26 protein-coding genes and 1 pseudogene are annotated in these 23,786 nt (G+C 51.3%); 15 read left to right on the plus strand and 12 right to left on the minus strand.

All coding sequences use genetic code 11. The features are described 5' to 3' along the window. The first annotated feature begins 281 nt into the window (after positions 1 to 281). The gene (locus ACMGGU_RS10660) at positions 282 to 479 is read left to right on the plus strand and encodes a hypothetical protein (RefSeq protein WP_325838045.1); all 198 of its coding nucleotides are present in this window, start codon (positions 282 to 284) and stop codon (positions 477 to 479) included. Positions 480 to 645: 166 nt separating this feature from the next. On the opposite strand, the gene ACMGGU_RS10665 is transcribed toward ACMGGU_RS10660, so the two are convergent. From ACMGGU_RS10665 to ACMGGU_RS10695, 7 genes are all read right to left on the minus strand, one after another. Continuing rightward, positions 646 to 873, minus strand: coding sequence for a hypothetical protein (locus ACMGGU_RS10665; protein ID WP_420300537.1), 228 nt, complete (start codon positions 871 to 873; stop codon positions 646 to 648). A 361-nt stretch (positions 874 to 1,234) separates the two neighbouring features. Then, positions 1,235 to 1,471: a hypothetical protein gene (locus ACMGGU_RS10670; RefSeq protein WP_420300538.1), complete on the minus strand. Its 237-nt coding sequence runs from the start codon at positions 1,469 to 1,471 to the stop codon at positions 1,235 to 1,237. Then, the gene (locus ACMGGU_RS10675) at positions 1,471 to 1,731 is read right to left on the minus strand and encodes a hypothetical protein (RefSeq protein WP_196352920.1); all 261 of its coding nucleotides are present in this window, start codon (positions 1,729 to 1,731) and stop codon (positions 1,471 to 1,473) included. The genes ACMGGU_RS10670 and ACMGGU_RS10675 overlap by 1 nt, the downstream gene beginning before the upstream one ends. Before the next feature lie 169 nt (positions 1,732 to 1,900). Next, positions 1,901 to 2,587 carry a replication protein P gene (locus ACMGGU_RS10680; RefSeq protein ID WP_420300539.1) on the minus strand — a complete coding sequence of 229 codons (687 nt, stop codon included), beginning with the start codon at positions 2,585 to 2,587 and terminating at the stop codon, positions 1,901 to 1,903. Further along, the gene (locus tag ACMGGU_RS10685; protein ID WP_420300540.1) at positions 2,584 to 3,501 is read right to left on the minus strand and encodes a replication protein; all 918 of its coding nucleotides are present in this window, start codon (positions 3,499 to 3,501) and stop codon (positions 2,584 to 2,586) included. Before ACMGGU_RS10685 ends, ACMGGU_RS10680 begins: the two co-directional genes overlap by 4 nt. An 84-nt stretch (positions 3,502 to 3,585) precedes the next feature. Continuing rightward, positions 3,586 to 4,137, minus strand: a complete 552-nt coding sequence (locus ACMGGU_RS10690; RefSeq protein WP_420300541.1) for a toxin YdaT family protein — start codon at positions 4,135 to 4,137, stop codon at positions 3,586 to 3,588. Between the two features lie 2 nt (positions 4,138 to 4,139). Continuing rightward, complete coding sequence (locus ACMGGU_RS10695; RefSeq protein ID WP_061098051.1) at positions 4,140 to 4,367, minus strand: transcriptional regulator; 228 nt, start codon at positions 4,365 to 4,367, stop codon at positions 4,140 to 4,142. A gap of 102 nt (positions 4,368 to 4,469) precedes the next feature. Between ACMGGU_RS10695 and ACMGGU_RS10700 the strand changes: the two genes are divergently transcribed. The 10 genes and pseudogenes from ACMGGU_RS10700 (at position 4,470) to ttcA (ending at position 14,136) form a co-directional block, all read left to right on the plus strand. After that, the gene (locus tag ACMGGU_RS10700) at positions 4,470 to 4,853 is read left to right on the plus strand and encodes a helix-turn-helix domain-containing protein (protein ID WP_061098050.1); all 384 of its coding nucleotides are present in this window, start codon (positions 4,470 to 4,472) and stop codon (positions 4,851 to 4,853) included. Between the two features lie 318 nt (positions 4,854 to 5,171). Beyond that, a complete protein-coding gene (locus ACMGGU_RS10705; protein ID WP_061099659.1) occupies positions 5,172 to 6,248 on the plus strand; it encodes a ParA family protein in 1,077 nt (358 codons plus the stop codon). 395 nt (positions 6,249 to 6,643) lie between these two features. Next, a pseudogene (locus ACMGGU_RS10710) lies at positions 6,644 to 6,799 on the plus strand (hypothetical protein); the annotation flags it as partial. Further along, complete coding sequence (locus tag ACMGGU_RS10715) at positions 6,792 to 6,956, plus strand: YdaE family protein (RefSeq protein WP_420300542.1); 165 nt, start codon at positions 6,792 to 6,794, stop codon at positions 6,954 to 6,956. The pseudogene ACMGGU_RS10710 and the gene ACMGGU_RS10715, both read left to right, overlap by 8 nt. Before the next feature lie 140 nt (positions 6,957 to 7,096). Further along, positions 7,097 to 10,258: a RecE family exodeoxyribonuclease gene (locus tag ACMGGU_RS10720; protein ID WP_420300543.1), complete on the plus strand. Its 3,162-nt coding sequence runs from the start codon at positions 7,097 to 7,099 to the stop codon at positions 10,256 to 10,258. Between the two features lie 9 nt (positions 10,259 to 10,267). Then, entirely contained in the window at positions 10,268 to 11,353 is a 1,086-nt protein-coding gene (locus tag ACMGGU_RS10725) for a RecT family recombinase (protein WP_059357662.1), read from the plus strand. A 38-nt stretch (positions 11,354 to 11,391) separates the two neighbouring features. Then, positions 11,392 to 11,634: a DUF4060 family protein gene (locus ACMGGU_RS10730; RefSeq protein ID WP_020882485.1), complete on the plus strand. Its 243-nt coding sequence runs from the start codon at positions 11,392 to 11,394 to the stop codon at positions 11,632 to 11,634. Positions 11,635 to 11,698: 64 nt separating this feature from the next. After that, positions 11,699 to 11,911: an excisionase family protein gene (gene xisR / locus ACMGGU_RS10735; protein WP_014884030.1), complete on the plus strand. Its 213-nt coding sequence runs from the start codon at positions 11,699 to 11,701 to the stop codon at positions 11,909 to 11,911. A 1-nt stretch (position 11,912) separates the two neighbouring features. Next, positions 11,913 to 13,151: a site-specific integrase gene (locus ACMGGU_RS10740; protein WP_136431216.1), complete on the plus strand. Its 1,239-nt coding sequence runs from the start codon at positions 11,913 to 11,915 to the stop codon at positions 13,149 to 13,151. A 49-nt stretch (positions 13,152 to 13,200) separates the two neighbouring features. Continuing rightward, a complete protein-coding gene (gene ttcA, locus ACMGGU_RS10745; RefSeq protein WP_048223561.1) occupies positions 13,201 to 14,136 on the plus strand; it encodes a tRNA 2-thiocytidine(32) synthetase TtcA in 936 nt (311 codons plus the stop codon). A gap of 42 nt (positions 14,137 to 14,178) precedes the next feature. Here ttcA and dbpA read toward each other — a convergent pair whose 3' ends face one another. The 4 genes from dbpA to ACMGGU_RS10765 all read right to left on the minus strand — a co-directional run bounded on the left by dbpA (position 14,179) and on the right by ACMGGU_RS10765 (position 18,405). Beyond that, the gene (gene dbpA, locus ACMGGU_RS10750; protein WP_252077048.1) at positions 14,179 to 15,552 is read right to left on the minus strand and encodes an ATP-dependent RNA helicase DbpA; all 1,374 of its coding nucleotides are present in this window, start codon (positions 15,550 to 15,552) and stop codon (positions 14,179 to 14,181) included. A 27-nt stretch (positions 15,553 to 15,579) separates the two neighbouring features. Continuing rightward, complete coding sequence (locus tag ACMGGU_RS10755; protein ID WP_304665500.1) at positions 15,580 to 15,744, minus strand: hypothetical protein; 165 nt, start codon at positions 15,742 to 15,744, stop codon at positions 15,580 to 15,582. Between the two features lie 291 nt (positions 15,745 to 16,035). Beyond that, on the minus strand, positions 16,036 to 17,019 hold the full coding sequence (zntB, locus tag ACMGGU_RS10760; RefSeq protein WP_023292275.1) for a zinc transporter ZntB: 984 nt from the start codon (positions 17,017 to 17,019) through the stop codon (positions 16,036 to 16,038). A 243-nt stretch (positions 17,020 to 17,262) separates the two neighbouring features. Next, positions 17,263 to 18,405 carry a methyl-accepting chemotaxis protein gene (locus tag ACMGGU_RS10765; RefSeq protein WP_069719081.1) on the minus strand — a complete coding sequence of 381 codons (1,143 nt, stop codon included), beginning with the start codon at positions 18,403 to 18,405 and terminating at the stop codon, positions 17,263 to 17,265. Positions 18,406 to 18,862: 457 nt separating this feature from the next. Here ACMGGU_RS10765 and ACMGGU_RS10770 point away from each other — a divergent pair, with 457 nt between their 5' ends. The 4 genes from ACMGGU_RS10770 (at position 18,863) to ACMGGU_RS10785 (ending at position 23,310) form a co-directional block, all read left to right on the plus strand. Beyond that, positions 18,863 to 20,986, plus strand: a complete 2,124-nt coding sequence (locus tag ACMGGU_RS10770; RefSeq protein WP_252077047.1) for a putative bifunctional diguanylate cyclase/phosphodiesterase — start codon at positions 18,863 to 18,865, stop codon at positions 20,984 to 20,986. Positions 20,987 to 21,078: 92 nt separating this feature from the next. Beyond that, on the plus strand, positions 21,079 to 22,311 hold the full coding sequence (locus ACMGGU_RS10775) for a sensor domain-containing diguanylate cyclase (protein WP_252077046.1): 1,233 nt from the start codon (positions 21,079 to 21,081) through the stop codon (positions 22,309 to 22,311). A gap of 74 nt (positions 22,312 to 22,385) precedes the next feature. Then, positions 22,386 to 22,526 (plus strand): Ecr family regulatory small membrane protein, encoded by a 141-nt coding sequence (locus tag ACMGGU_RS10780; protein WP_045909000.1) that lies wholly within the window; start codon positions 22,386 to 22,388, stop codon positions 22,524 to 22,526. Between the two features lie 217 nt (positions 22,527 to 22,743). After that, on the plus strand, positions 22,744 to 23,310 hold the full coding sequence (locus ACMGGU_RS10785; RefSeq protein WP_080347316.1) for a DJ-1/PfpI family protein: 567 nt from the start codon (positions 22,744 to 22,746) through the stop codon (positions 23,308 to 23,310). Positions 23,311 to 23,443: 133 nt separating this feature from the next. Here ACMGGU_RS10785 and ACMGGU_RS10790 read toward each other — a convergent pair whose 3' ends face one another. Beyond that, positions 23,444 to 23,782: an STAS domain-containing protein gene (locus ACMGGU_RS10790; RefSeq protein WP_157189288.1), complete on the minus strand. Its 339-nt coding sequence runs from the start codon at positions 23,780 to 23,782 to the stop codon at positions 23,444 to 23,446. Between the last annotated feature and the right edge of the window lie 4 nt (positions 23,783 to 23,786).

Here is a 23,786-nt window from a genome sequence, read left to right on the forward strand (position 1 = left end):
TCCTTCAGCAAGCGTCCCCCAGCAGAAAGGTTTGCATCGTAGATATTGAATCATTCAGAAGCCTGGGTACTATTTACAACCTTCTGAAAAGGAAGAAACTGACGGAAAAACATCAGGTGATGTTCATCGGTGGAAAGGACGTCAGCTCAAGGGTCCTGGAACCACTTGTGACGATCTACAGGAAATCGTGCTTTAAGGATTTTCGAAAACAACTCATTGACGGACGGATGCATTCTCCTGAGTATGTGTTGAACCACATAGCGCGGTGCAGGAGTCTCAGTATGCTGTCAGCACAGGAAAAAAAGACTTTTTTCGCCTTGCTAGATACTGACGATACTTACACGGCAGCAAGTAAAATTTACCTGTCACCCAAAACTATCTACACCTACACCAATAATATCGGGCACAAACTTAATCTCAATTCGATACTTCAAGTCAGGCAATTTATTTATGCTGAATTTGGATTAGGGAAAGAATAAATTCCACTTCCAAGCCGCTTTTAAATTTGCTTTTTCGTTCGTGTATCGACTTAAGCTACTCCGCTGGTGTCGGCCCCTACGGAGATACTGGCGTAACCAACGCGCGGCGTATATACGGTATCGCCTACTTTCTATCATACATGTAGCAACATCGAAATATTATTTATCAAAAGTGCTCACGCCTGCATCCCCTTCCCCCTGCCAGGTTAATTCTGTCAACGCATTCCCTCAATGCTTTGACTTGATCCGGAGAGAGTTCAGATTCATCAATTGTGGCGAGAAGTGCATTGAGGGAACGTTCAATATCATTTTTAGTCAATCGTAAACAGATAACCTTAACCCAACGTGGCGAGAATTTGCTGAGGCCGATTGCTCTTGTGATGCGTAGTTTCATGAGATGCCTCTTACCACCAGTGGTGGCGATTTGTAACTCGGTTATAACACACAGTGGAGAAGACTTATGTGATTATTTCGCCATAGAAATTTCTAAGGGTCGTTTAGACTGGGCAATGAGGCTTTCAGTAAACATCTAGGTTGGTTTTCCAGCATGTCACACAAGCGCCTCGTCATAACCCGAAGCGGCTTATCACGTGAAGGTAGTTTTTACGGTCATGCACAGGCTGGGATGTCAGCTTTGTGCCAAGAGCGGACATTCATATCTTAGTATTGAGAGCCTTAAACCGCTTTGCTAATGAGGACAGGCGATCTGTGCCCAACACACAATGCGACTTCCATACCTCGTTCAGCTCTGAAACTCACCAAAGCCAACGTCTCCTGGGTTCTTGCCAGGCCCCCTGCCACAGGTCAAAACGTGTGAGTGGTTCAAGTTTTTTTAGAATAGCAGCTTCACCCACTGATGAGAGACTTCGCTCCGAAATGGAAATACCGAAAAGGCCTTCAGCGACCGGGAATATTTCACATTCTGACGTCAGCGATCCCAATGCTTTTTCTATCTTGCTACGTTCTGCTTTGATAATTAACTGAAGCACCATCAGCTTTTAAACTCCACAATGGCTACTTGCTCAAGCGCTTGCCTGACCTGGGCCTGAATCTGATCAGGGATGGATTTCCCTCTGATGTCATAGACGACCCGGCAAGTGTGAATGTGCGGTGGAAGCTGCGATAGTCCCCAGCCTATTCTGGCAATATTGTATGCAATACTGAGTCTTATCGATTCCGGTGATGCCAGGCTGTGGTTGGCCACAAGGAGAAACTCGCCGCGGTCTTCATTTATAAACTCCGGAGTAAACATTATTCCTCCCTTCCATTATCTTCGCCAACTTCTGGTAATTGAATGCTTTTTCATCAATGCATTATCTTAGCAGGAATCCTGTTCGAGTCACGATGTCCGCTTGGCGTTCAGAACGGTTCTTAAACGTCTTTATCCGTCAGCTCTTCGCTCATAGCAGACCATTTCTTTCCTATGCTCTTCCTTCAGCCTTCATCCGCTTGTACTTGGCTTTGAGAAGCTCTGCAGGTGTCGGCCCCTTCGGTGCCACTGGTGCTGTCAGCACCCTACGAACAGGCGGGATTGGCTTCCCATCCAGTACCCGCTTTTCCCACATACCCAGTATATCTCCAGCCTCACGCTCAAGCTCTTTGTGGCTCAGTTGACCATCAGTTCCGCGGCGCCGCAGCTCGAGGCAAATGTGGTAAAAAACCGGCTTCGGCCAGGGATACTGCTCGCTGTTCGGGTACCGAAACACCAGCTTGCGCCACTTCCAGTATTCAGCCATCACATCAGCGGTGGTAACCCCCAGCACGCAGCGCCCTTCCCTGCACCACTTGATAAACTGGCCCGGAGACGGCAGGAACGGACGCTCCTGACGGCGTACCATGCGCATCCCGGCTTCAACCTGCTCCAAAGTGGTGATCCTGTTTTCTTTGAACGCCAGCACCCACTGCCGGCGGATCTCATTCACGTCTTCCTGACTGCGGTTAACCAGGCTTGCCGGGAACGCGGCAGCCAGCTGTACGAACAGCCCGTTGATAATCTGCGCCACCTGCTGCGTTTGTTCGCGCTCGGTGTACTGCTCTGGCATGTTGTGCGCCACGCGGCGAGCCTGTTCCCGGTCAAAATTGCGAATGCTCTCGGCAAGGTTTTTCATTCCAGCACCCCGTCAATCCAGTCGGTGTTATGCAGGTCGATGCTGCCCCGGGAAGGCTTTGCCGTTCCGGTTGCACGCAGCCGTTTGGTAGTGAGCTGATCCCACTGCTTGCGCAGACTGGAAGGGCTCAGGATGTTGTCTTTCCAGAACTCGTCCCTGTTTGCCCACTGGAACAGGTCGCAGATTTCGTAGTGCGTGCGCTTGTCTTGGACGCGCATCAGCCTGATGGTGTTTGCCCATTCAGCCCAGTTTGGCTCGGATAGCGATGCGTTGACGGTGAGAAGCCTGTCGTAAATCCAGCGTGCGGCCTTGAGGTCGTCAGCGGATCCCCATGATTTACCTGCCGGGGTATATATCCCGGCGGCAGCTTCTGGATGGCGAGAGAGAAACTTTTGAGTTTTCTGGTTTCGGGATTCGTCAGAATTCCGAGACGAGGATATTTTAATATTGTTCTTGTTATAGTCTTGGGTGTCTACCGTTTTCGGGAAGGTTTTTCCCGTTTTCGGTAACACTTTTCCTGATTTCGGGAAGACTTTTCCCGATTTCGGTTTGTCTAAAATCCAGGCAGAAAGGTCAGTATTTATACCGACAGTTTTCATTACGCCCTGCTTTTGACTGAAGATGATTTTGCGTTCTGCAAGTGATTTGAGCACATCAGAAACATGCGAATCACTCAACCCTGTAAGCTCGGCGATCACCGTGTTCGTAACGCGGTCCTGTTTCTTGTTCCAGCCGTAGGTAAGCCAGATCACCGCCTCAAAACACTGCCACTCCCGGCCTGACATTCTCAGACGAGGCTTAAGCTGTTGGATCTCATTAGCGACCTTGGTATACCCGTTCGACAGGTCGGCCATACGACCTCCCGGTTGTTCGGTTCTGTGGGGGAAATTGATAATTTCAGCTGTGTTTGACATACTTAGCTCCGCAATTACACTCCGTATTTGCACCTGAAAGTCGGTTCTGTTCGCGCAGACCGGCTTTCGCCTTTTCTGAAGTCTTCACATTGCCCCCAGCATGGTTGTGACCATCGCCAGCAGCGGCGCCGTAAGGTCCGGATCGATCCTGAACATTTCGAAAATCCCCTCGCCTAACTCCTTCAGTTTTTCCTTCTTCGGTGCATCGAGCATCAGAGCTTGCTTCGCCTCACTCACCTCTTTTTCCAACCTGGCCATGCGGTAGGCAAACGAGTCGTTTTTAACGACACGGTCGCGGTATCGAAGCGGTAAGACAGACATGATCGCGGGTACCAGCTGTTCGACGTTCTTTCGGTACGATGCGGAGTCTTCTTTGTTGTCGAGCCAGCGGAACAGCTTCACGTTCCAGACATCGGCCTGGCCTGAGAAATTCACGCCATCAGGTTGAAGTTCTTCCGCCGCTTCCTGGATTTGAAGTGCAACAGCTACGCGCCCTTCTGCCGCAGCCCAAGCTCGAACCGCTGAGCAGATATCGCGATGATCAATATCCTGCACTGCCGATTCGCTTTGATGACACTGGAATATCAGTGGATTAGAGGAAGCTCTGTTACTCTGTTGGAATGAAACAGTCTGCATTGTTAAGGCTCCTGTTTAGGTAAACCATCAGTGGGGTTTGGGTAGAGATCTGGGCGCAGCTCGTGGGGGGTAACACCTGTCATTTTGAAAATGGGGAAGATGTAATTTGGCGGGACTATACCATGGTCACGATTCTTCCAATGACTTACAGACATACTCGTCACGCCAAGCGCGAGACCGAGTTTTCTGGCTGAGCCAGCGGCTTTGATTGCTTTATCGAGTGCGGACATTGTCTTCTCCTGCTTATTCACAGAAAAAGTAAACCACAGATTTATACAAATTACAAACCCAGTCTTTATTGAGTGTATAAACCAAATATTTACAATGGACCTATGAGAAAAGAAGAACCCAACCAGGTACTGGTAGAAAGGCTCAACGAGATCAATGCTCGTGGAGTAACAAAAGCCGATATGGCAAGAATCGCTGGAGTTACACCTCAGGCCGTGAACGGCTGGTTTAAAAAAGGCGTAATAAGCAAAAAATCTGCTCTTGCAATCGCTGATGCGGTAGGGATATCTGTGGCATGGCTTTTAGGGGAAGAGGTAAATGAAAAGGATGGACTCAAGCAGGATGAGCAGAAGCTTTTAGAACTCTACCGCCAGTTACCGGAAGAAGAACAACAAAATATGTTGCGTATCTTTTCTATTAGGTTGAAAGAACTTGACGCTCTTTATGAAAAATACATGAGCAGGAGAGTTAAAGGTGAGCCTGAGTAACGCTTAATCTGTTAACTCTTCTAAACGCATTACTACTTGTTTAATCCTTTTCCAGACATCTTAAGATGCGGGTCTTTAGTAAATGATGTTTATGTTTAGATGGGAAAGGTTGCAACCACAAGGATGTGATGCGTTCATCTATTTGAATTCGAACAATAAAATTCGAATATGAATGTTTAGTTTCAACCTTAAACCATCTACTCATACTTCTCGTTAGGGCTAATTAGCTTCAGGCTTTTCGCACCAAAATGTTAATTTTTTGTTAATGACATCTTTACGTTAATATTTTTTATGGATACAGCAAATTAGGATATGATTATGGAAACAGAAACGGTTGAAGTCGCTAATGATATGATTGATACAAACAAAAAATACTTGATTTGGAACAACAAAGGTGGTGTAGGAAAGACTTTTCTTACATACAACCTTGCAGTTGAGTATGCGATTGCCCATGAGAATGAAGACGTTGTAGTTATTGATGCTTGCCCGCAATCAAACGTTTCGGAAATTATCCTTGGGGGAAATGGTGTTGGTGAAGAAAACCTTAACCAACTCAGGGACAGAAATACAACTATCGCTGGATATATCAAAGAGCGGTTCAGCAAATCTCCTCTTTCTAGATTAGGTAATGAATCTTCTTATTTTGTTAAGGCTGATTCTGTAAATGCTAAAATGCCACCTAATTTATATTTGTTACCAGGTGATGTGGATTTAGATATTTGCTCACGTCTAATTGCTCATATTGGTTCTTCTCCAGTCAAAGAAGCCTGGAAAAAAAGTCGCTCTTTATTAATAGATCTAATTGCTTCTTTTGAAGCTGACAAAACAATTTCTGAAAGACCTAAAACCTTTTTCATTGATTGCAATCCAAGCTTCGCGAGTTATACTGAACTCGGTGTTGTTGCGTCAAATAGAGTTATAATCCCTTGTACTGCTGATGCAGCATCTATCCGTGGAATCAAAAACTTAGTTAAGTTAATCTATGGTGTATCAATTGATAACTCGGAACAAGACGAGATGTTCCTTGATTTCAATAAGGAAGCAAAACAGAGTAAGATTGAATTCCCTAAACTTCATGTATTTGTTCAAAACCGCTCCAGAACGAATGAGAAAGACGCTGCAAAAGCCTTTAAATCGCACGCTGAAGAAATTAAAAAAATCACAACTGATTTGCTGAAAACCCATTCACATTTATTCACTGAAGAAAAAATTACTGACCGAGTAATGCATGTAAAAGATGGCAATACACTAGCTGCCATCATAAACCATGAAGGTTGCCCATTAAGTAGTCTTCAACATAAAAGCTACACCATTTACGGCATGGCGACCCAAGCTAATAAAGCGCAAATCGATGCTTTAGAAACTGATGTAAATAACGTTGTAAGCTGTATCTAATCTTCCCACCCGGCTTCATGCCGGGTTTTTTATTATTAAATGCTTTATATTTCGTAAGCATACCATTCTACTCTCTAACTATCGCCTCGATAGACTAACGACTGTTGTCTCTTTCCTTCCGTTAGTCAGATGACTAAGCGTAACTCCTTAAGGTTAACCAACCTCAATCATTTGACTTATGTCCCTCGCGATGAAATGGCCTTCACATAAATGCCAAAATAAACCAAAGATTTACCCTCGATACAAATCCATGATTGACACAAATATAAACCAGTGATTTAATTGCATCTATCAAGACGCACTACGAACCACCAAGGCAGGACGCCCACGGAGTAGCCGCCGACGGCATACGAACAGTCGGATGAGGTGGAGAGATTAACGCGCATCAGGTGTAAACGTTCCGCTGGCCGGCGATAAGGCAAACGAGGGTGAGAATGATTGATTTCGCACGCAAACCAGGACGGCAGCAGGCCGTAAAGCTGAACTTCTTCGAGGTGATTATTCGCCGCCTGTGCTATCTGCTGGCGCAAAAGGGGAATCCAGATGTGTAACTCAACGAAATGCGGGTACTGCGGCAAGCCGTTTGAACCGGAGGAAGTAGTCAAAAGTACCCTTCTCTATCGCAACGGCGCACAGCTGGCGCGCAAAGAAAAAGAATACTGCTCTGAACGTTGTGCTTCATACGACCAGATGGCCCACGAGGCATAACGTAAAAGCCGCGCAAGGCGGCCCGTACGTCCGGTGCTCCCGACCAAAGTTACACCGGAAAACTACTTAAAAAACCAAAGTTCACCCAATGGGCGCTATCTCTGGCCCGGGGATCTTACATCCAAAAAAGAGGATCTCACATGGAATTTTTCTATGTAGTTAAGGCTACGCAGAAATCTGGCAAAGAAGACGCAGTGATTTGGTTCACTGCGAGATCTGAAGCCCGTGCCAACCTGCAGCTCGATGTTGAGCTGGAAGATGCTGGTATTGAAACCGGACGCGGTAAGGATTATGCCAAACCAGTTCGCACCGATTTTCCAGTTCATAACGACCTGCCGGAAGAAGGCACCGTGGATTACACCTGGTGCAAACGCTACGCCCTCCAGGACGATGGACGCACCTGGCTGCCAAAGGCTGGTGCTGAGTTTACTAGACCAGTTAACACCACTACCGCACCGGAAACGACCGTTAAAGTCGAAACTACCGTCGACAATGTCCCGCTTGAAAACCGCACTCCAGCGGTTCGTTATGCCGTCCACCTGACCAGCGACAAATACGAGTCACTCATCACTAAAGAGCAGCAACTGGCTGCCAGCGAAATGTCACTGGATGAAGGCAACACTTATCTCCAGAACCTGCTGCTGGCGAAGAACGACATCCCTGAAATTGCCGAGCTCAGCCTGAACGCTGAGTGGAAACTCGTTCAGGCGATAAAGCAGGTCTTCGCGCCAGATGAAGCGCACGAAACTGAAATTATCGCTGCATTCATGGCTGACTGGGCGAGAGCAGATGCCGGCGACCGCAATCAGTTAGTTGAAGAGTGGAGAAGCGGAAAGCTTGCTCTTCTCAAATCAGAAAGCACCAGCGGCGCCGACGTTACAACCGTTCAGGTTCTGGAACCTGATAACGGTATCCAGATTGACGAGAATGATGACGAAACCACTCGTTATCCAGTCGTGCGTATGCCGTTCCGGAAGCAGCTACTCGCCCAGTTCACCGCCGACGAACTGCGTCACCACTTAACCCGCGAAGAATACGAAGGTATCAGCGCGCTGGAGATGGACACTGACAACAGCTATGTCCAGAACCTGCTGCTGGCGGCTGAAAACTGCGAAGAGGTTAAGGGTTACGACACCAAAGACCTGTGGCGCTATACCGACGCCATTCGCAAGGTGTTCAGCCAGGAGAAGCGTCACGAACTCGCTTTGGTTCTCCGTTTCACCAGAATATGGGCGGCGACTGATTACATTGACCGCGGCATTCTCGTTCGCGAGTGGGCAGCCGGTAATCGCATCAGTAATGTCCAGCGCACAGATTCTGGTACTAATGCCGACGGTGGCTATGTAACGGATCGCGGCGAAGGCGCACATCACACTCTCGACACTCTCGATCTTGAGATCGCATGCGCCCTATTACCTATGGACTTCCACCACTTCGAAATTCCTTCCAGCGTGTTACGACGTGCCAAAGAAATCGTGGCGAAGAAAGAAGAACCATGGAAATCATGGAGCGCCATCCTGCGTAATCAGCCCGGCGTACTGGCGGTGAACCGTGCGGCAATCTTCAATCTGATCCGCATAGCGCCGGAAAACATCCACCACACGCCAGCAGCTCATCTTGAGTTTGTTAATAAAACCATGACGGCTGAGTTTATCTCTGCTGTGGAGTTACTGCCGTTGCCTACTCCTGTAGTTGAGACTGAAGCCCCAGGTGAACAACCGCAGGTTGAAAATCTCGGCAGCGGCATGTTCTCCATCGAAGGCATGATGGGTGGAAATACCGATCCAGTCATCAATACCACCTCAAATGAAGTCGAAAAAATGGAAAACACAGCGGAGACTACCAGCGATGTGCAGATGGAAACGGCTAAGCCAGAGAAAGACGAAGATGTTGGTTCGGTACCACCGGGCGAAAGCACTGATGCAGCTAATTCGCAGACAGATTCCGTAGAAGCAGACCAGTTGCAGGAAACAACAATTGACGTTCAGAAATCGAACCCAGAAGTGGAGTTCCCTGCAGACTTCGAACCTGGCCGATACGAAGGCCTACCGAATGACGTTTATCACGCTGCGAACGGCATTAGCTCAACCCAGGTAAAAGATGCCAGGGTCAGCCTGATGTACTTTAACGCGCGCCATGTAGCTAAAACCATCCCGCGAACAGCATCCAAAGTGCTGGATATGGGAAATCTGGTGCATGCCCTTGCACTGCAGCCGGAAAACCTCGAAGCAGAATTCAGCGTAGAACCTGAGATCCCGGAGGGTGCTTTCACCACCACCGCAACTCTGCGCGAGTTCATCGAGGCGTACAACGCCAGCCTGCCGGCACTACTGAGCGCTGATGAGATTAAAGCGTTGCTTGAAGAACACAACGCAGCCCTTCCCGCTCCAGTGCCGCTTGGCGCGAGCCTGGAAGAAACGGCTCAAAGCTATATGGCTCTCCCTGCTGAGTACCAGCGCATTGAAGAAGGCCAGAAGCAAACGGCAACGGCAATGAAAGCGTGCATCAAAGAGTACAACGCCACTCTGCAGACGCCGGTTAAAACCAGCGGAAGCCGTGATGCGCTACTCGAGCAATTAGCGATCATCAATCCTGATCTGGTCGCACAGGAAGCGCAGAAACCGACGCCGCTGAAAGTCTCCGGCAGCAAAGCAGACATGATCCAGGCGGTTAAATCAGTTAAGCCCGGTGCCGTGTTCGCAGACGAGCTGCTGGATGCCTGGCGCGACAACCCTGGCGAAAAGATTCTGGTTACCCGCCAGCAACTGGCCACAGCGCGGGCAATTCAGTCTGCACTCCTGGCGCACCCTACCGCAGGCATGCTGCTGACACATCCAAGCCGCGCCGTTGAAGTGAGCTACTTCGGCTTTGACGACGAAACAGGTTTAGAAGTGCGTGTACGCCCTGACCTCGAGATTGAACTGGACGGCGTGCGCATCGGTGCGGACCTGAAAACCATCAGCATGTGGAATGTGAAGCAGGAAAGCCTACGCGCCAGGCTGCACCGGGAAATCATTGACCGTGACTATCACCTCAGCGCGGCTATGTATTGCGAGACAGCGGCGCTGGACCAGTTCTTCTGGATTTTCGTCAACAAAGACGAGAACTACCACTGGATCGCCATCATCGAGGCGTCAACCGAACTGCTGGAACTGGGCATACTCGAGTACCGCAAAACGATGCGCGCTATCGCAACCGGATTCGACACGGGCGAATGGCCAGCGCCGATCACTACCGATTACACCGATGAACTGAACGACTTCGACCTGCGCCGCCTCGAAGCGCTGCGCGCTCAGGCTTAAGGGGGATTTATGCATAACACTAACGTTACCGTTGCTGACCAGAACACCGTTATTAACTCCAACGTGGCTTTGTTCGATTCCCAGTATCTGAACGCCATCAGCACGTTCGCGCAGATTATGGCCCAGGGCACTGCCACTGTTCCTAAACATCTGCAGGGCAACCAGGCCGACTGCATGGCTGTAGCGATGCAAGCGGCACAGTGGCAGATGAATCCCTTCGCCGTGGCCCAAAAGACGCACCTGATTAACGGTGTGCTCGGGTATGAAGCGCAGCTGGTTAATGCAGTCATTTCGCGCAGCGGCGTGCTGGCCAGCCGCTTTGAATATGAATGGTACGGGCCATGGGAAAAGGTAGTTGGAAAATTCCATATCCGTAAAGGCGACAAAGGCGAGTACCGCGTCCCGGGCTGGACCCTGGCTGACGAAGCCGGGATCGGCATTATTATCCGCGCAACCCTGAAAGGTGAAGATCAGCCAAGGGAACTCGATTTGCTGCTGGCTCAGGCCCGAACCCGAAACTCTACCCTCTGGGCTGACGACCCTCGCCAGCAACTGGCATACCTAGCCGTCAAACGCTGGGCGAGGCTGTTCTGCCCGGATGTGATTCTGGGCGTCTACACCCCGGATGAACTCGATGATCGCCGTGAAGAACGAGAGGTAAACCCGGTACCGGCGCAGCACGTAAGCCTTGCAGACATTTCAGGTGACAACGTCACTACCACTCAAACGGCTCAGGAATCAGCTCAAAACATCGATGCACTTGCTGATGATTTCCGTGATCGCATCGAGGCGGCACAGGATGTGGATAGTGCTAAAGCTCTGCGCGCAGATATTGAAACCGTGAAATCAACGCTGGGTTCTGCCCTGTTCACTGAGCTGAAAAACAAAGCCGTGAAGCGTTATTACCTGGTTGATGCAAGGAACAAAGTCGAAGCAGCAATCAATTCCTTGCCACCAGCAGATGAGCCCGATGCAGCCGCTCGGTTCGCGGAAGTAGAGCGCGTTCTTGCATCGTCTAAACGCCATCTGGGCGACGAATTGCATGGTCAGTTCAGCATCACCCTGGCGGATATGAAACCGGAATACGTGGACTAACGAGATCGGGAGGGGAACCCCTCCCTTAAGTAGAAGAAATGCGGCTGATTAATCGAGGCAGTAAGCAATCCCCTTTGGCTCGCCAGGCATGTGAAATCGCACTCGCAGCCCACCAGCAAAGATACGGTGACTATGGGCGCAGCAAGATGAAAGAGACTTATACGGTGAGAGTTGAAGGCGTGAAGGTCTGGGTTGAAGTGGTCAACTGCAAGGCAAGCTACGTGGCCACAGCAATGACCGGCATGCGCCGACTGCGTTCCCTGCCCGGCCAGGCAAACTGAAACTGAAATATCAACGACTACAGACCGGCATATCTATACTCATGCCGGTTACCTGAGGTAAACCATGTCGCAGGTAATTTTTAACGAAGAATGGGTTGTTGGCGCAAGACTCACAGAAAAAACAGGCCTGACCGAACGACAGATTGAGAAGTATCGCCAGGGCTGTTGGGTGGAAGGTGTCCATTTTAAACGGGTTTCTCCTTCCGGAGAAAAAACCTTGCGTGGCACAACCTGGTACAACTATCCGAGAATTAATCAGTTAATAAGGGATGCGTAAGATGGCAGCTTTGCCTACAGGTGTCGAAATCAGAAACAATAAGATTTGTATCTGGTTTATGTACCGGGGAAAGCGTTGCCGCGAAATTCTCAAAGGTTGGATTAACACCCCGGCGAACATCAAAAAAGCCGGGAACCTTCGGGCTGTGATCGTTAGCGAAATTAACCTTGGAGAGTTTGATTACCACCAGCGCTTTCCTTCATCGTCCAGAGCAAAAAAAACCGTAACCACTGTTTCAGTTCAAACCTTTTCAGAGCTGTGTGAACTGTGGACGAGCATTAAAGAAACCGAAATTAGCGCGAATACCATGCGTAAGACGCGCTCACAACTCGGTACGTTAATGCACATCATTAACGGAGATACGCCTGTTTCAACTATACGCCACAGCGACATTCTGAAATACAGAAAGGAGCTGTTGAACGGTGAGACACTTTACCTGGCAAATCCCAGAAGTAACAAACAGGGACGCACTGTGCGTACCGTGAACAATTATATATCGCTTCTGTGCTCCCTTCTTCGGTTTGCACACAAATCTGGCTTTATCAGTGGCAAACCCTTTGAAGGGATCAAGAAACTACACAAAGGGAAAGTAAAACCGGATCCTTTAACGAAGCAGGAGTTTAGTTTGCTCGCGGAATCCGAGCGTGGCCAAAGCCTCAATATGTGGACGTTCGCAGTTTATACTGGTGTCCGTCATGGAGAGCTCGCAGCTCTTGCCTGGGAAGATATCGACTGGGAAAAAGGGACGGCTCATATACAGCGCAACCTTAATGCGCTAGGAATGTTCGTCCCACCAAAAACCGATGCAGGTGATCGAGTTATCACGCTATTAGAGCCAGCACTAGAGGCCTTAAAGGCACAGCGTACGCTGACTTCGTTACAGCCCAAAACCGAGATTGTTTTTCATCACCGCGAGTATGGTGCGATGGAATATCAAAACCTGCGATTTGTTTTCATGCCCAGGATGCGCAAGGGCAAACAGAAAGCCTACTACTCTTTATCGAGTATCGGCTCCAGATTTAACGCAGCTGTAAAACGTGCTGGTATTCGCCGCCGGAATCCGTACCATACGCGGCATACTTTTGCCTGCTGGCTTTTATCTGCCGGCGCTAACCCGTCTTTCATAGCCAGCCAGATGGGGCATGAAAACGCGCAAATGGTTTATGAAGTCTACGGTGCGTGGATTGAAGAAATGAATGGCGAACAGGTGCTGATGCTTAACGATAAGCTGGCACGCTGAAAAATTTTTGCCCCTATTATGCCCCTATTGGCTCCGAAGGTAGTAATAAATGCAAGAAAATCAATCAAATACAAAGAAAGAGCAATACAACCTGAACAAACTGCAAAAGCGACTGCGCCGTAACGTGGGCGAAGCCATTGCAGACTTCAACATGATTGAAGAAGGCGACCGCATCATGGTTTGCCTGTCAGGGGGTAAAGACAGCTACACCATGCTGGAGATCCTGCGTAATCTTCAGCAAAGTGCGCCGGTGAAATTTTCTCTGGTGGCGGTCAACCTTGACCAGAAACAGCCGGGCTTCCCGGAACACATTCTGCCGGAATACCTCGAGAAGCTGGGCGTTGAGTACAAAATCGTCGAAGAAAATACCTACGGTATTGTGAAAGAGAAGATCCCGGAAGGGAAAACCACCTGTTCTCTGTGCTCTCGTCTGCGCCGCGGCATTCTGTATCGTACCGCGACGGAGCTGGGCGCGACCAAAATTGCCCTGGGCCATCACCGCGACGATATCCTGCAAACGCTGTTCCTCAATATGTTCTACGGCGGCAAGATGAAAGGTATGCCACCTAAGCTGATGAGTGATGACGGTAAACATATTGTGATCCGCCCGCTTGCCTACTGCCGTGAAAAAGACATTGAGCGTTTTTCCCAGGCGAAAGGGTTCCCGATCATTCCATGTAACCTCTGCGGCTCTCAGCCGAACCTGCAGCGTCAGGTGATTGGCGACATGCTGCGCGACTGGGATAAGCGCTATCCGGGTCGTATCGAAACCATGTTCAGCGCCATGCAGAACGTCGTCCCTTCCCATCTCGCGGATGTGGAACTGTTCGACTTTAAAGGCATCAACCATGACTCAGACGTGGTGAACGGCGGAGACCTGGCGTTTGACCGGGAAGAGATCCCGATGCAGCCAGCAGGCTGGCAGCCGGAAGACGATGACAATCAGTTTGAAGAGTTGCGTCTGAACGTGCTTGAAGTGAAGTAAGTGGTTAGCGTCTCAGAAACACCTTCTGAGACGCTTCATGCTTTATTTCAGCAGACGTACGCGGCAGGTTTTACCCTTAATTTTCCCGTTTTGCAGCTGCTTCCATGCCTTATGGGCAACCGCCTGGCGAACCGCGACGTAGACATGCGCCGGATGGACAGCAATCTTACCGATATCCGCCCCGTCCAGCCCCACATCCCCGGTCAGTGCACCGAGTACATCACCAGGTCGCATCTTGGCTTTTTTACCGCCATCAATGCACAGAGTCGCCATTTCGGCCTCCAGCGGCACAAGGCTGACGCCGGCTGGGGGATTCATCCAGTTCAGCTTAATCTGCAGCATTTCAGAGAGAATATTGGCGCGCTGCGCCTCTTCAGGTGCGCAGAAGCTGATCGCCAGACCGCTGTTTCCTGCGCGCGCGGTGCGGCCAATACGGTGCACGTGTACTTCCGGATCCCACGCCAGCTCAAAGTTCACCACCAGCTCAAGCGATTTAATATCCAGACCGCGCGCAGCGACGTCGGTCGCTACCAGTACGCGGGCGCTGCCGTTCGCGAAACGGACCAGCGTCTGATCGCGATCGCGCTGTTCCAGATCGCCATGCAGCGACAGCGCGCTCTGCCCGGCGGCATTCAGGGCATCACAAACCGACTGACAATCTTTTTTGGTATTACAGAACACCACGCAGGAGGCAGGCTGATGCTGGCTCAGCAATTTCTGCAGGAGCGGGATCTTCCCCTGCTGCGAGGTTTCAAAGAACTGCTGTTCGATCGCGGGCAGCGCATCTACGCTGTCAATTTCAATGGTAAGGGGATTTTTCTGCACGCGGCCGCTGATGGCGGCAATGGCTTCCGGCCAGGTTGCGGAGAACAGCAGCGTCTGGCGATCGGCCGGTGCAAAACGGATCACCTCGTCAATGGCATCGCTGAAACCCATGTCCAGCATGCGATCGGCCTCATCCATGACCAGCGTTTGTAGCGCATCCAGCGAGACGGTGCCCTTCTGCAGATGATCGAGAAGACGGCCAGGCGTCGCGACAATAATGTGCGGGGCATGCTGGAGCGAATCACGCTGGGCGCCGAACGGCTGCCCGCCGCAGAGGGTTAAGATCTTGGTATTGGGCAGGAAACGCGCCAGGCGACGCAGTTCACCCGCGACCTGGTCTGCCAGTTCGCGGGTCGGACACAGCACCAGAGACTGGGTCTGAAACAGCGCCGCATCGATATGCTGCAACAGGCCAAGGCCAAATGCCACCGTTTTTCCACTGCCCGTTTTCGCCTGCACGCGCACGTCACGGCCCTCGAGAATGGCAGGTAAGACGGCCGCCTGAACAGGCGTCATCGTGAGGTATCCCAACTCGTTGAGATTATCGAGTTGGGCGGCGGGCAGAACATTCAGGGTAGAAAAAGCGGTCACTGTAGTCTCTCGTGGTGATCTTTGCAGTCAGATGGCGCGTATCCTCGCAGATCTCGCGGTTCGATGCGACAATTTAATCGGTTCTTCATCGGGCGGCGGGTCCGGCATCGGCTGCGGACGCGGGATGGGATCGGGCATGGGTACCGGATCGCTGGGGATAGGATCGGACTGACGCGATTGTGGCAGTAGCAGAGCGTTAAGGATGCTCATCATTCCCTCCAGAATTTGCTGTCGTCCCTTTTAGGGTAGACGCTGAGAATCAGGAGGCAAAAAAAAGCCGACTATGAAGTCGGCGTCGTACGAATCAATTGTGCTATGCAGTAATTCAAAAAAGGAAGTAAGACAATATGGAGCGCAACGCCCATCGCTTGACGTTGCATTCACCTGCGGGAGTAATATTGCACCTTACGGGGTAGATGTTTATTGACTTCGCTCAATTAAAAGAGCGTTTTAATCCCGGAAAAAGACGAAAAAAGCGTAAATTTACAGCCATTTACTACGATGCAACCACCATGCAACACCCCCAATCAAAACAACTAACATCACGCAAAATGCCGTAAAGCCGTAGCGATAAGCGCCGCCCGGAATCCCGCCCAGGTTGACGCCAAACAGCCCGGTCAGAAACGTGCTGGGTAAAAACACCATCGCCATCAGGGACATCGTATAGGTTCTTCGCGCCAGCGACTCCTGCATCACCTGCGCGATTTCGTCCGCCATCACCGCCGTTCTGGCAATACAGGAATCAATTTCATCCAGCCCGCGGCCCAGCCTGTCGGCAATATCCTGCATTCTGCGTCGATGGTCGTCGTTCATCCAGGCGAGCCTTTCGCTGGCCAGCCGCGCATACACGTCGCGCTGCGGCGTCATGTAGCGGCGCATCACAATCAACTGCTTACGCAACAAGGCCAGAAAACCGCGCGGCGGGATCTGCTGATCGAGCAGGTTATCTTCCAGGTCGATGATTTTGTCGTGCAGTTCTTCGATAAACTCGCTCGCGTGATCGGTAAGCGCGTCACAGACGTCCACCAGCCAGCTACCGCAGTCGATCGGCCCGGTGCCCTCTTTCAGATCGTTGACGATGTCATCCAGCGCCAGAACCTTACGCTGTCGGGTGGAGACAATCAGCCCATCGTCCATATAGACCCGCATCGCAACCAGCTGATCCGGACGTTCATCCGTGCTGCCGTTAATACAGCGCAGGGTGATCAGCGTCCCGTCCCCCATTCGGCTCACGCGGGGGCGCAGGCTTTCACCGGCCAGCGCATCGCGCACATTGTTAGGCAAGAGCGGGGTCGACGCCAGCCAGTCAGCGCTGTCCGGGTGGGTGTAGTTCAGATGCAGCCAGCAGGGATGCGCACTGTCGATCACATCATTGTCTTCCAGCGGCCGGGCACCGCCGCGACCGTCCAGCACCCACGCAAAAACTGCGTCTGGAACGTTTAGTTCAGATCCTTTAATGCTTTCCACAGCTCCTCCGCCTTTTAGCTCTTTCGGTGTCAGTCTAGCTTTCATCAGGGGTTAAGCAACAACTATGTATGCCATCGCGCTGAAATCGTTCATGAAATGTACATGCCATGCGTTTCGCCCGGCGGCACTACGCTTGCACGGGCCTACAGTGAAGAGTGTAATGTATTGATATTGTGGCAGCGTGTAGGCCGGGTAAGCGCAGCGCCACCCGGCAAGAAATACGGCGAGAATGTTGCGGTTTTGTCAGAGAGAGTGCTCTGGCCGCGGGAGGAAGGATGGCGAGCCGCCAGGTAATGAGGACAACGATCCCTGATCCAGTCTGAAATTACGCGTGCGGGCCTGCAGCTCAATCACCTGATTGCGCAGGACATCAGAGGAGCCGTTGAGTTCCTCCGCCATCGCCACGTTGCTTTGCGTGACCCGCTCCAGCTCCGAAAGCGCCAGCGTGATCTGGGAAATGCCTTTCTCCTGCTCAGAGGTCGACGCGGAAATTTCATCCATCAAGCGGCTGACGTTCCCCGACCCCGTCACGATTTCATGCATATTCTTCTCTGCCTGTGACACCACGGTCGCGCCCTGCGTGACGTTACTGCTGGTGACTTCAATCAGCGCTTTGATATTCTTCGCGGCCTCTGCACTGCGGTGTGCCAGGTTTCTGACCTCCTCCGCAACGACAGAAAAACCTTTTCCGTGGTCGCCTGCCCTTGCCGCCTCAACGGCCGCGTTGAGCGCCAGAATATTGGTCTGAAACGCAATGCCGTCAATCAATGAAATAATCTCCGTCATCTGCTGGGCGCATTCGGTAATGGACTGCATATTGTTGGCGACCTGCCCCATCAGCTCCCCGCCCTTGCGCGCCTGCAGCGTCGCCACATTCGCCTGTTCACTCGCCAGGCGGGTGTTATCGGCATTGTTTTTGGTGCTCGCCGCCATTTGCTCCATGCTGGCTGCGGTTTGCACTAAAGACGCAGACTGCTGTTCGGTTTTCACCGAGAGCTGAGCGCTACGGGCCGAGAGCTGATCCGATAAGGTCATGGCGGTTTGCGACGACGCCCTGATCTCGCGCACCAGCGTCGCAATGTTACCGGACAGGCTATTGATCCCGGGAATAAGTCGACCCGCGCAGTTATTGCCAAACTCCGGGATAGAAACCCCAAGGTTGCCTGCTGTCACCTCTTCAATACTTCTCTTTACCGTATTGATCGGCGTCACAAGATAGCGGGTCATGTAGACCCAAAGCAAAAATAGCGCAACGAAATTGATAACGTTAAGGGAAATAAAGAGAGAGGACTTGCTGGAAATTAGAACAACGACACCTGCGTTTACCAAAAATAGCGATAAAAGGAACCCGATAATAAAGGTCCTGACACTAATATTTCTTAGCATGATGATACCCACGTTTTATATTTTGGTCGGCATCTAGACTTATAGCATTGGCTCAGACGTTTTTCCTCGCAAACTTCACGGGATTGTTTTTTCGCCGTTAGCAACCTGGGATTTGGCTTAAGTCAGATAAAAAAAGCGTATTAGTGAAAATGTTCTTCGCAGCGTGCTGTGATACTGGTCTGCCGCTACGTTAAGCGATACCATCCGCTGCGGCGCACTGATACAATCGCCGTTATATTTAAGGAGCTTTGCTACTTTTATTCGCTCTTGTTTAGCAATGCTTAATACGTTAACAATGAGAATATATTTTATATTCTTAATACGTTTTAGAGTATTAATATGACTGGTCATTTTACACGATAAAAAACTAATATTGTTTGAATGCGCATGTTCGTTGCCAGATAAAGATGTGCCCGGCAGGCGAAATCGGTAACCCTCTCAGGCGTGGGATTGCATAATGCTCAATATATCGTGGGACCCTGTGTTAATCGCTATCTCTTATCTGGTGGCGTTTATCGCCTCCTTTGTGGCGCTGGACAGTGCCGGAAAGATCCCCCTTTCCAGCCGAAAGGCTGCCCTGTTCTGGCGTATGGCCGGCGGCATCTCGCTCGGCATCGGCATCTGGTCGATGCACTTTATCGGCATGCTGTCGATGCAGATGCCCATGATGATGCGCTATGACCTCTGGTTAACCCTTGCATCGCTGGGCGTCGCGGTTATTGCGTCGACCACGGCCCTTGATATTGCCGTCGCGGGAAAAAAACGGTCTCTCTTTCGCCCCATCGTTGCCACCGCAATCCTGAGCGCAGGCGTGGTATCCATGCACTATATCGGTATGGCGGCCCTGATGCTGGATGGCAGCATCATCTGGGATCGCCGTATTGTGGGGTTGTCCGTGGTCATTGCCGTGGTGGCTTCCGGCACTGCGCTGTGGCTGGCTTTCCGCCTGCGAGACAAAGGGGTTTTTATCGAGCGCCTTCTCGCGGCCCTGGTCATGGCCGCCGCCATTTGTGCGATGCACTATACCGGCATGAGTGCCGCGCATTACCCGGAAATGTCGCATACCCTTCCCGGTGGGATCGGCGAGCTCGGGTTATCCATCTGGGTTTCGGTCACCACGCTCTGCCTGCTTGGCGTGATGTTAATTATTTCCCTTGTCGACTCTCACCGGCGTACCGGCCGGCTGACGGACAATCTGCGGCAGCTCAATCGGCAGCTTGAGCTGCAGGCGCGCTTTGATGCGCTCACCGGACTTGCGAATCGCCATCAGATGGACATCCGCATGCAGGACTGCCTGCGTAGCGCGTTGCTGAGTAACAGGCAATTTGCCGTCATTTTCCTGAACGTCGATCATTTCAAACGCGTCAACGATACCTGGGGTCACAGCGTCGGAGATGAGTTATTGATCACCGTTGCACAGCGCATCACTTCCCGTCTCACGCGTGAGATGACCCTGGCAAGGCTGGGAGGTGACGCCTTTATCCTGCTGGTACCGGAATGTGACGACGACAAACTCAACGCCCTGCTCGCGTCGTTGCTCGAGGATGTACGACGTCCTCTTTCGATCTGTGGTCATACGCTAAGCACGACAATCAGTGCGGGCGTCAGCCTCTATCCTCAGGATGGCGAAACGCTGCATGAGCTAAAGCTCAAGGCGGATGCAGCCCTGCATCACGTCAAAGACGACGGCCGGAACGGCTGGGCGCACTACCGATCCGAGATGTCGACAGCAATCCCGGCAATACCCGGTTTTCTGCAGGAACTCTCTCAGGCGCTTGAGCGCGATCAGTTTGAACTCTGGTACCAGCCAACCTGGTATGCACAAGAGAAGACTATCCATGGTTTTGAAGCCCTGCTGCGCTGGCGGCACCCTGAGCAAGGCGTTGTTCTGCCGGGCCTGTTTATCCCCTCGCTGGAACAAACCGGCTTAATTATTCCGGTGGGCAACTGGGCCATTGAAGCGGCATGTCGACAACTGCATTTCTGGACTGAACAAGGGTTTAGCCAGTGGACGCTGTCGCTCAACTTATCCCCCGTCCAGTTCGAACAGCCGGACATTTTCCACATCGTATCGTCGATGCTGGAAAAATATAGCTTGTCCCCGTCCAGACTAATCCTTGAGGTTACGGAGAGCACCGCGCTGAAAAATCTCGACCGCAGCATTGAGTTACTCAACGCGTTTAATCATGCGGGGATCACCGTCTCGATTGATGATTTCGGTACGGGCTACTCGAACCTGCTGATGCTGAGCGTGCTGCCGGCAAAAGAGCTCAAGATCGACAAAAGCTTTGTGACGTCGATGCTGGAAAATGAAAAAAGCTACAAGCTGGTTGAAACCATTATGAGTATCGCCCGAACCATGGAAATGAACGTGGTGGCTGAAGGGATTGAAACGCAAGAGCAGCAGGAGGTCCTTACCCGTCTCGGCTGCGACTACCTGCAGGGTTATCTTTTCTCCCGCCCCTTACCTGCCGAACAGGTGCCGTGGCTGCTTCTGCAGATAAACTCCGACAGGCAAATTATACCCATTAATAAAATTCAAACGGACCCCGCATTTATTTCGCAAAAAAACCATGCCTGACGGGGTTGAGTAGAGTATGTTTCAAAGCAGTAGACACTCATCACGTCTGTCATGATTGTCAGGCGCATTGAGCCGATGAACAGGAAATGCCTATGTCCCAAAACGGTTTTGAAGCGCTGAACGTCATTAAAACACCTGTGTGGCTGATTTCCCCCGCTTCGGAAGCGATCGTTTTTGCGAATGTGACCGCAACGCAGCTTATGGGAGAGAAGACGCTGGACCAGCTGCGTAAAGGCCTCTATTCCGCGAATGCACAGCACCTCCTGTCGATGTATGTACCTGAACTGAAAACCGGGCAGGAGATCGTCGAAATCTGGACAATAAGCCGGGATGGACAGGATACGCCGCTAAGCTGCCGTCTCTCGCTTGCCCATTATGCCCCCTGGGGGGATGTGATTGTTTTCGAGGGGATCGCCCAGCACATTCTCTCTGGGCTAAAGGCCAGCCGCTCCGCAACCTACCGGCGGAAAAAACAGGGGTTTTACGCCCGTTTTTTTCAGACCAACAGCGCGCCGATGCTGTTAATCGATCCGGCCCGCGATGGCCAGATTGTTGATGCTAACCTGGCCGCGCTCTATTTTTACGGTTACTCACATGATGACATGTGCAGTAAACATACCTGGGAAATCAATACTCTTGGGCGAGACGTCTTGCCCATTATGACTGCGATTGCCGCGCTGCCCGGCGGCCATAAGCCGCTCAACTTTGTTCACCGCCTTGCCGACGGCTCTACCCGCCACGTTCAGACGTATGCCGGCCCCATTGAGATCTACGGTGACAAGCTGATGCTGTGCATCATCCACGATATCACCGAGCAAAAAAGACTGGAGCAAGAGCTGGAACATGCCGCGCTACGTGACTCCATGACCGGGTTACTCAACCGGCGCCAGTTCTACGCGATTACCGATCCCAACAACCTGAATCATCTTCCTGCCCTACAGCAGTTTAGCCTGCTGCTGGTGGATACCGATCGCTTCAAAAACATCAACGACCTGTTTGGTCATTTGAAGGGCGATGAGGTGCTTATCGCCCTCTCCCGAACGCTGGAAGCCTGTAGCCGGGAGAATGACCTGGTGTTCCGCTGGGGAGGCGAAGAGTTCGTTATCCTGCTGCCGCATACCCCTCTCGACATCGCGTTGCAGATTGCCGAGTCGATCCGTGCAGCCGTTGCCCGCATTACGATTCCGGGCTTACCGCGGTTTACCGTTAGCATTGGCGTGGCGCGACATAACCAGGGCGAGACGATTGATGAGCTGTTTAAGCGGGTAGACGACGCGCTGTATCGCGCTAAAAATGACGGACGCAATAAAGTCCTTGCAGCATGAAACTGGAGTATACGGGAAAGCCCCGCTACAATGCCTGCCTCGACTCAATTAACTTCAGGTGGGTAAAATCTGCAATGGGAAAAACAGAAATAATACTCACCTTAATTATTTTGCTCCTTATTATATTTGGCTTATGGTTTATTTTTAGCGGTGAGATCTGGTACCTCGTCGAATTTCTCGAAAATAGTCTCTACCCGACCTTCGATGCACCATAACGCACGTTTAATATCTTGTTTCACCTACCGAATTTGTCAGGTATCTGCAAGCCTGACAGCCGCGTAAGATACGCGCCGTTATCCTCCAACTACGTTGATAACGAATCACTTATTCATTTGCTTATGTTGCCCGTGCTCTGACGGGCTTTTTTATTTCCGGCATTTCAGCCACGCCAGGCTATATCTTAATCATCTTTAATGACAAGGGAGAGGAATGATGAGCAAGAAGATCCTGATGCTGGTGGGCGATTATGCCGAAGATTACGAAACCATGGTGCCTTTTCAGGCTTTGCAGATGATTGGCCATCAGGTGGATGCAGTCTGCCCCGACAAACCAAAAGGCGACTACATCATGACGGCAATCCATGATTTCGACGGCGCCCAGACCTATAGCGAAAAACCCGGTCACCGCTTTACCCTCAACGCCGACTTTTCCGCCGTAAAGGAGCAGGACTACGACGCGCTGCTCATCCCCGGCGGCAGAGCGCCCGAGTATCTGCGGCTAAATGAGGATGTGTTAAAGCTGGTACAGGCATTTGACGCTGCGCGCAAACCGATTGCTGCAGTGTGCCATGGCCCGCAACTGCTCGCTGCCGCGGGCATCCTGAAAGGCCGTACCTGTAGCGCCTACCCGGCTTGTGCACCTGAGGTACGCCTCGCGGGTGGACACTACGCCACGATCGGCATCGATCAGGCCCATGTCGACGGCAACCTGGTGACGGCTCCCGCCTGGCCCGCCCATCCGCAGTGGCTGGCGAAGTTTAGTGCGTTATTAGCACAATAGCGCGCCGGTATCAGTCCGGGTGAATACCGTGCGGGTGGAGCGGAGCCATGTTTTCAGGACTGGCGCGAGAATGCGTCAGTTCTCGTTTTAACCGTTGGCACATCCCGCTTTCTCCCCGAAGAGCGCTGTGATATTAGCCCATCAACACCTGCAGGGCATCCTGCCGATTGGCCTTAATAGAAAAAATACGATCCATCCTGGTCAGCTTAAAGAGATCGTGTGTATTGCTGTTAAGCGAACACAGCACCAGCTCACCCTTGCCGTTTAAACTCTTGAGTATGGATACCAGCGCGCCGAGACAGCTGCTGTCAATAAAATCTACGTGGCTGAAATCCAGCAATATCTTTTTATTACTTTTTTCAATCACCTCCAGCACCTGCTGCTTAAAGGTCTGCTCGACAGAAGCATCCAGCCTGCGAACCAGCGGAACGACAATCTGTACGTCATTTTCACTCTGTATTTCAAAGTTCATAATC

The organism is Enterobacter sp. BNK-8 (assembly GCF_048685095.1).
Taxonomy (GTDB): Bacteria; Pseudomonadota; Gammaproteobacteria; order Enterobacterales; family Enterobacteriaceae; genus Enterobacter; species Enterobacter quasiroggenkampii.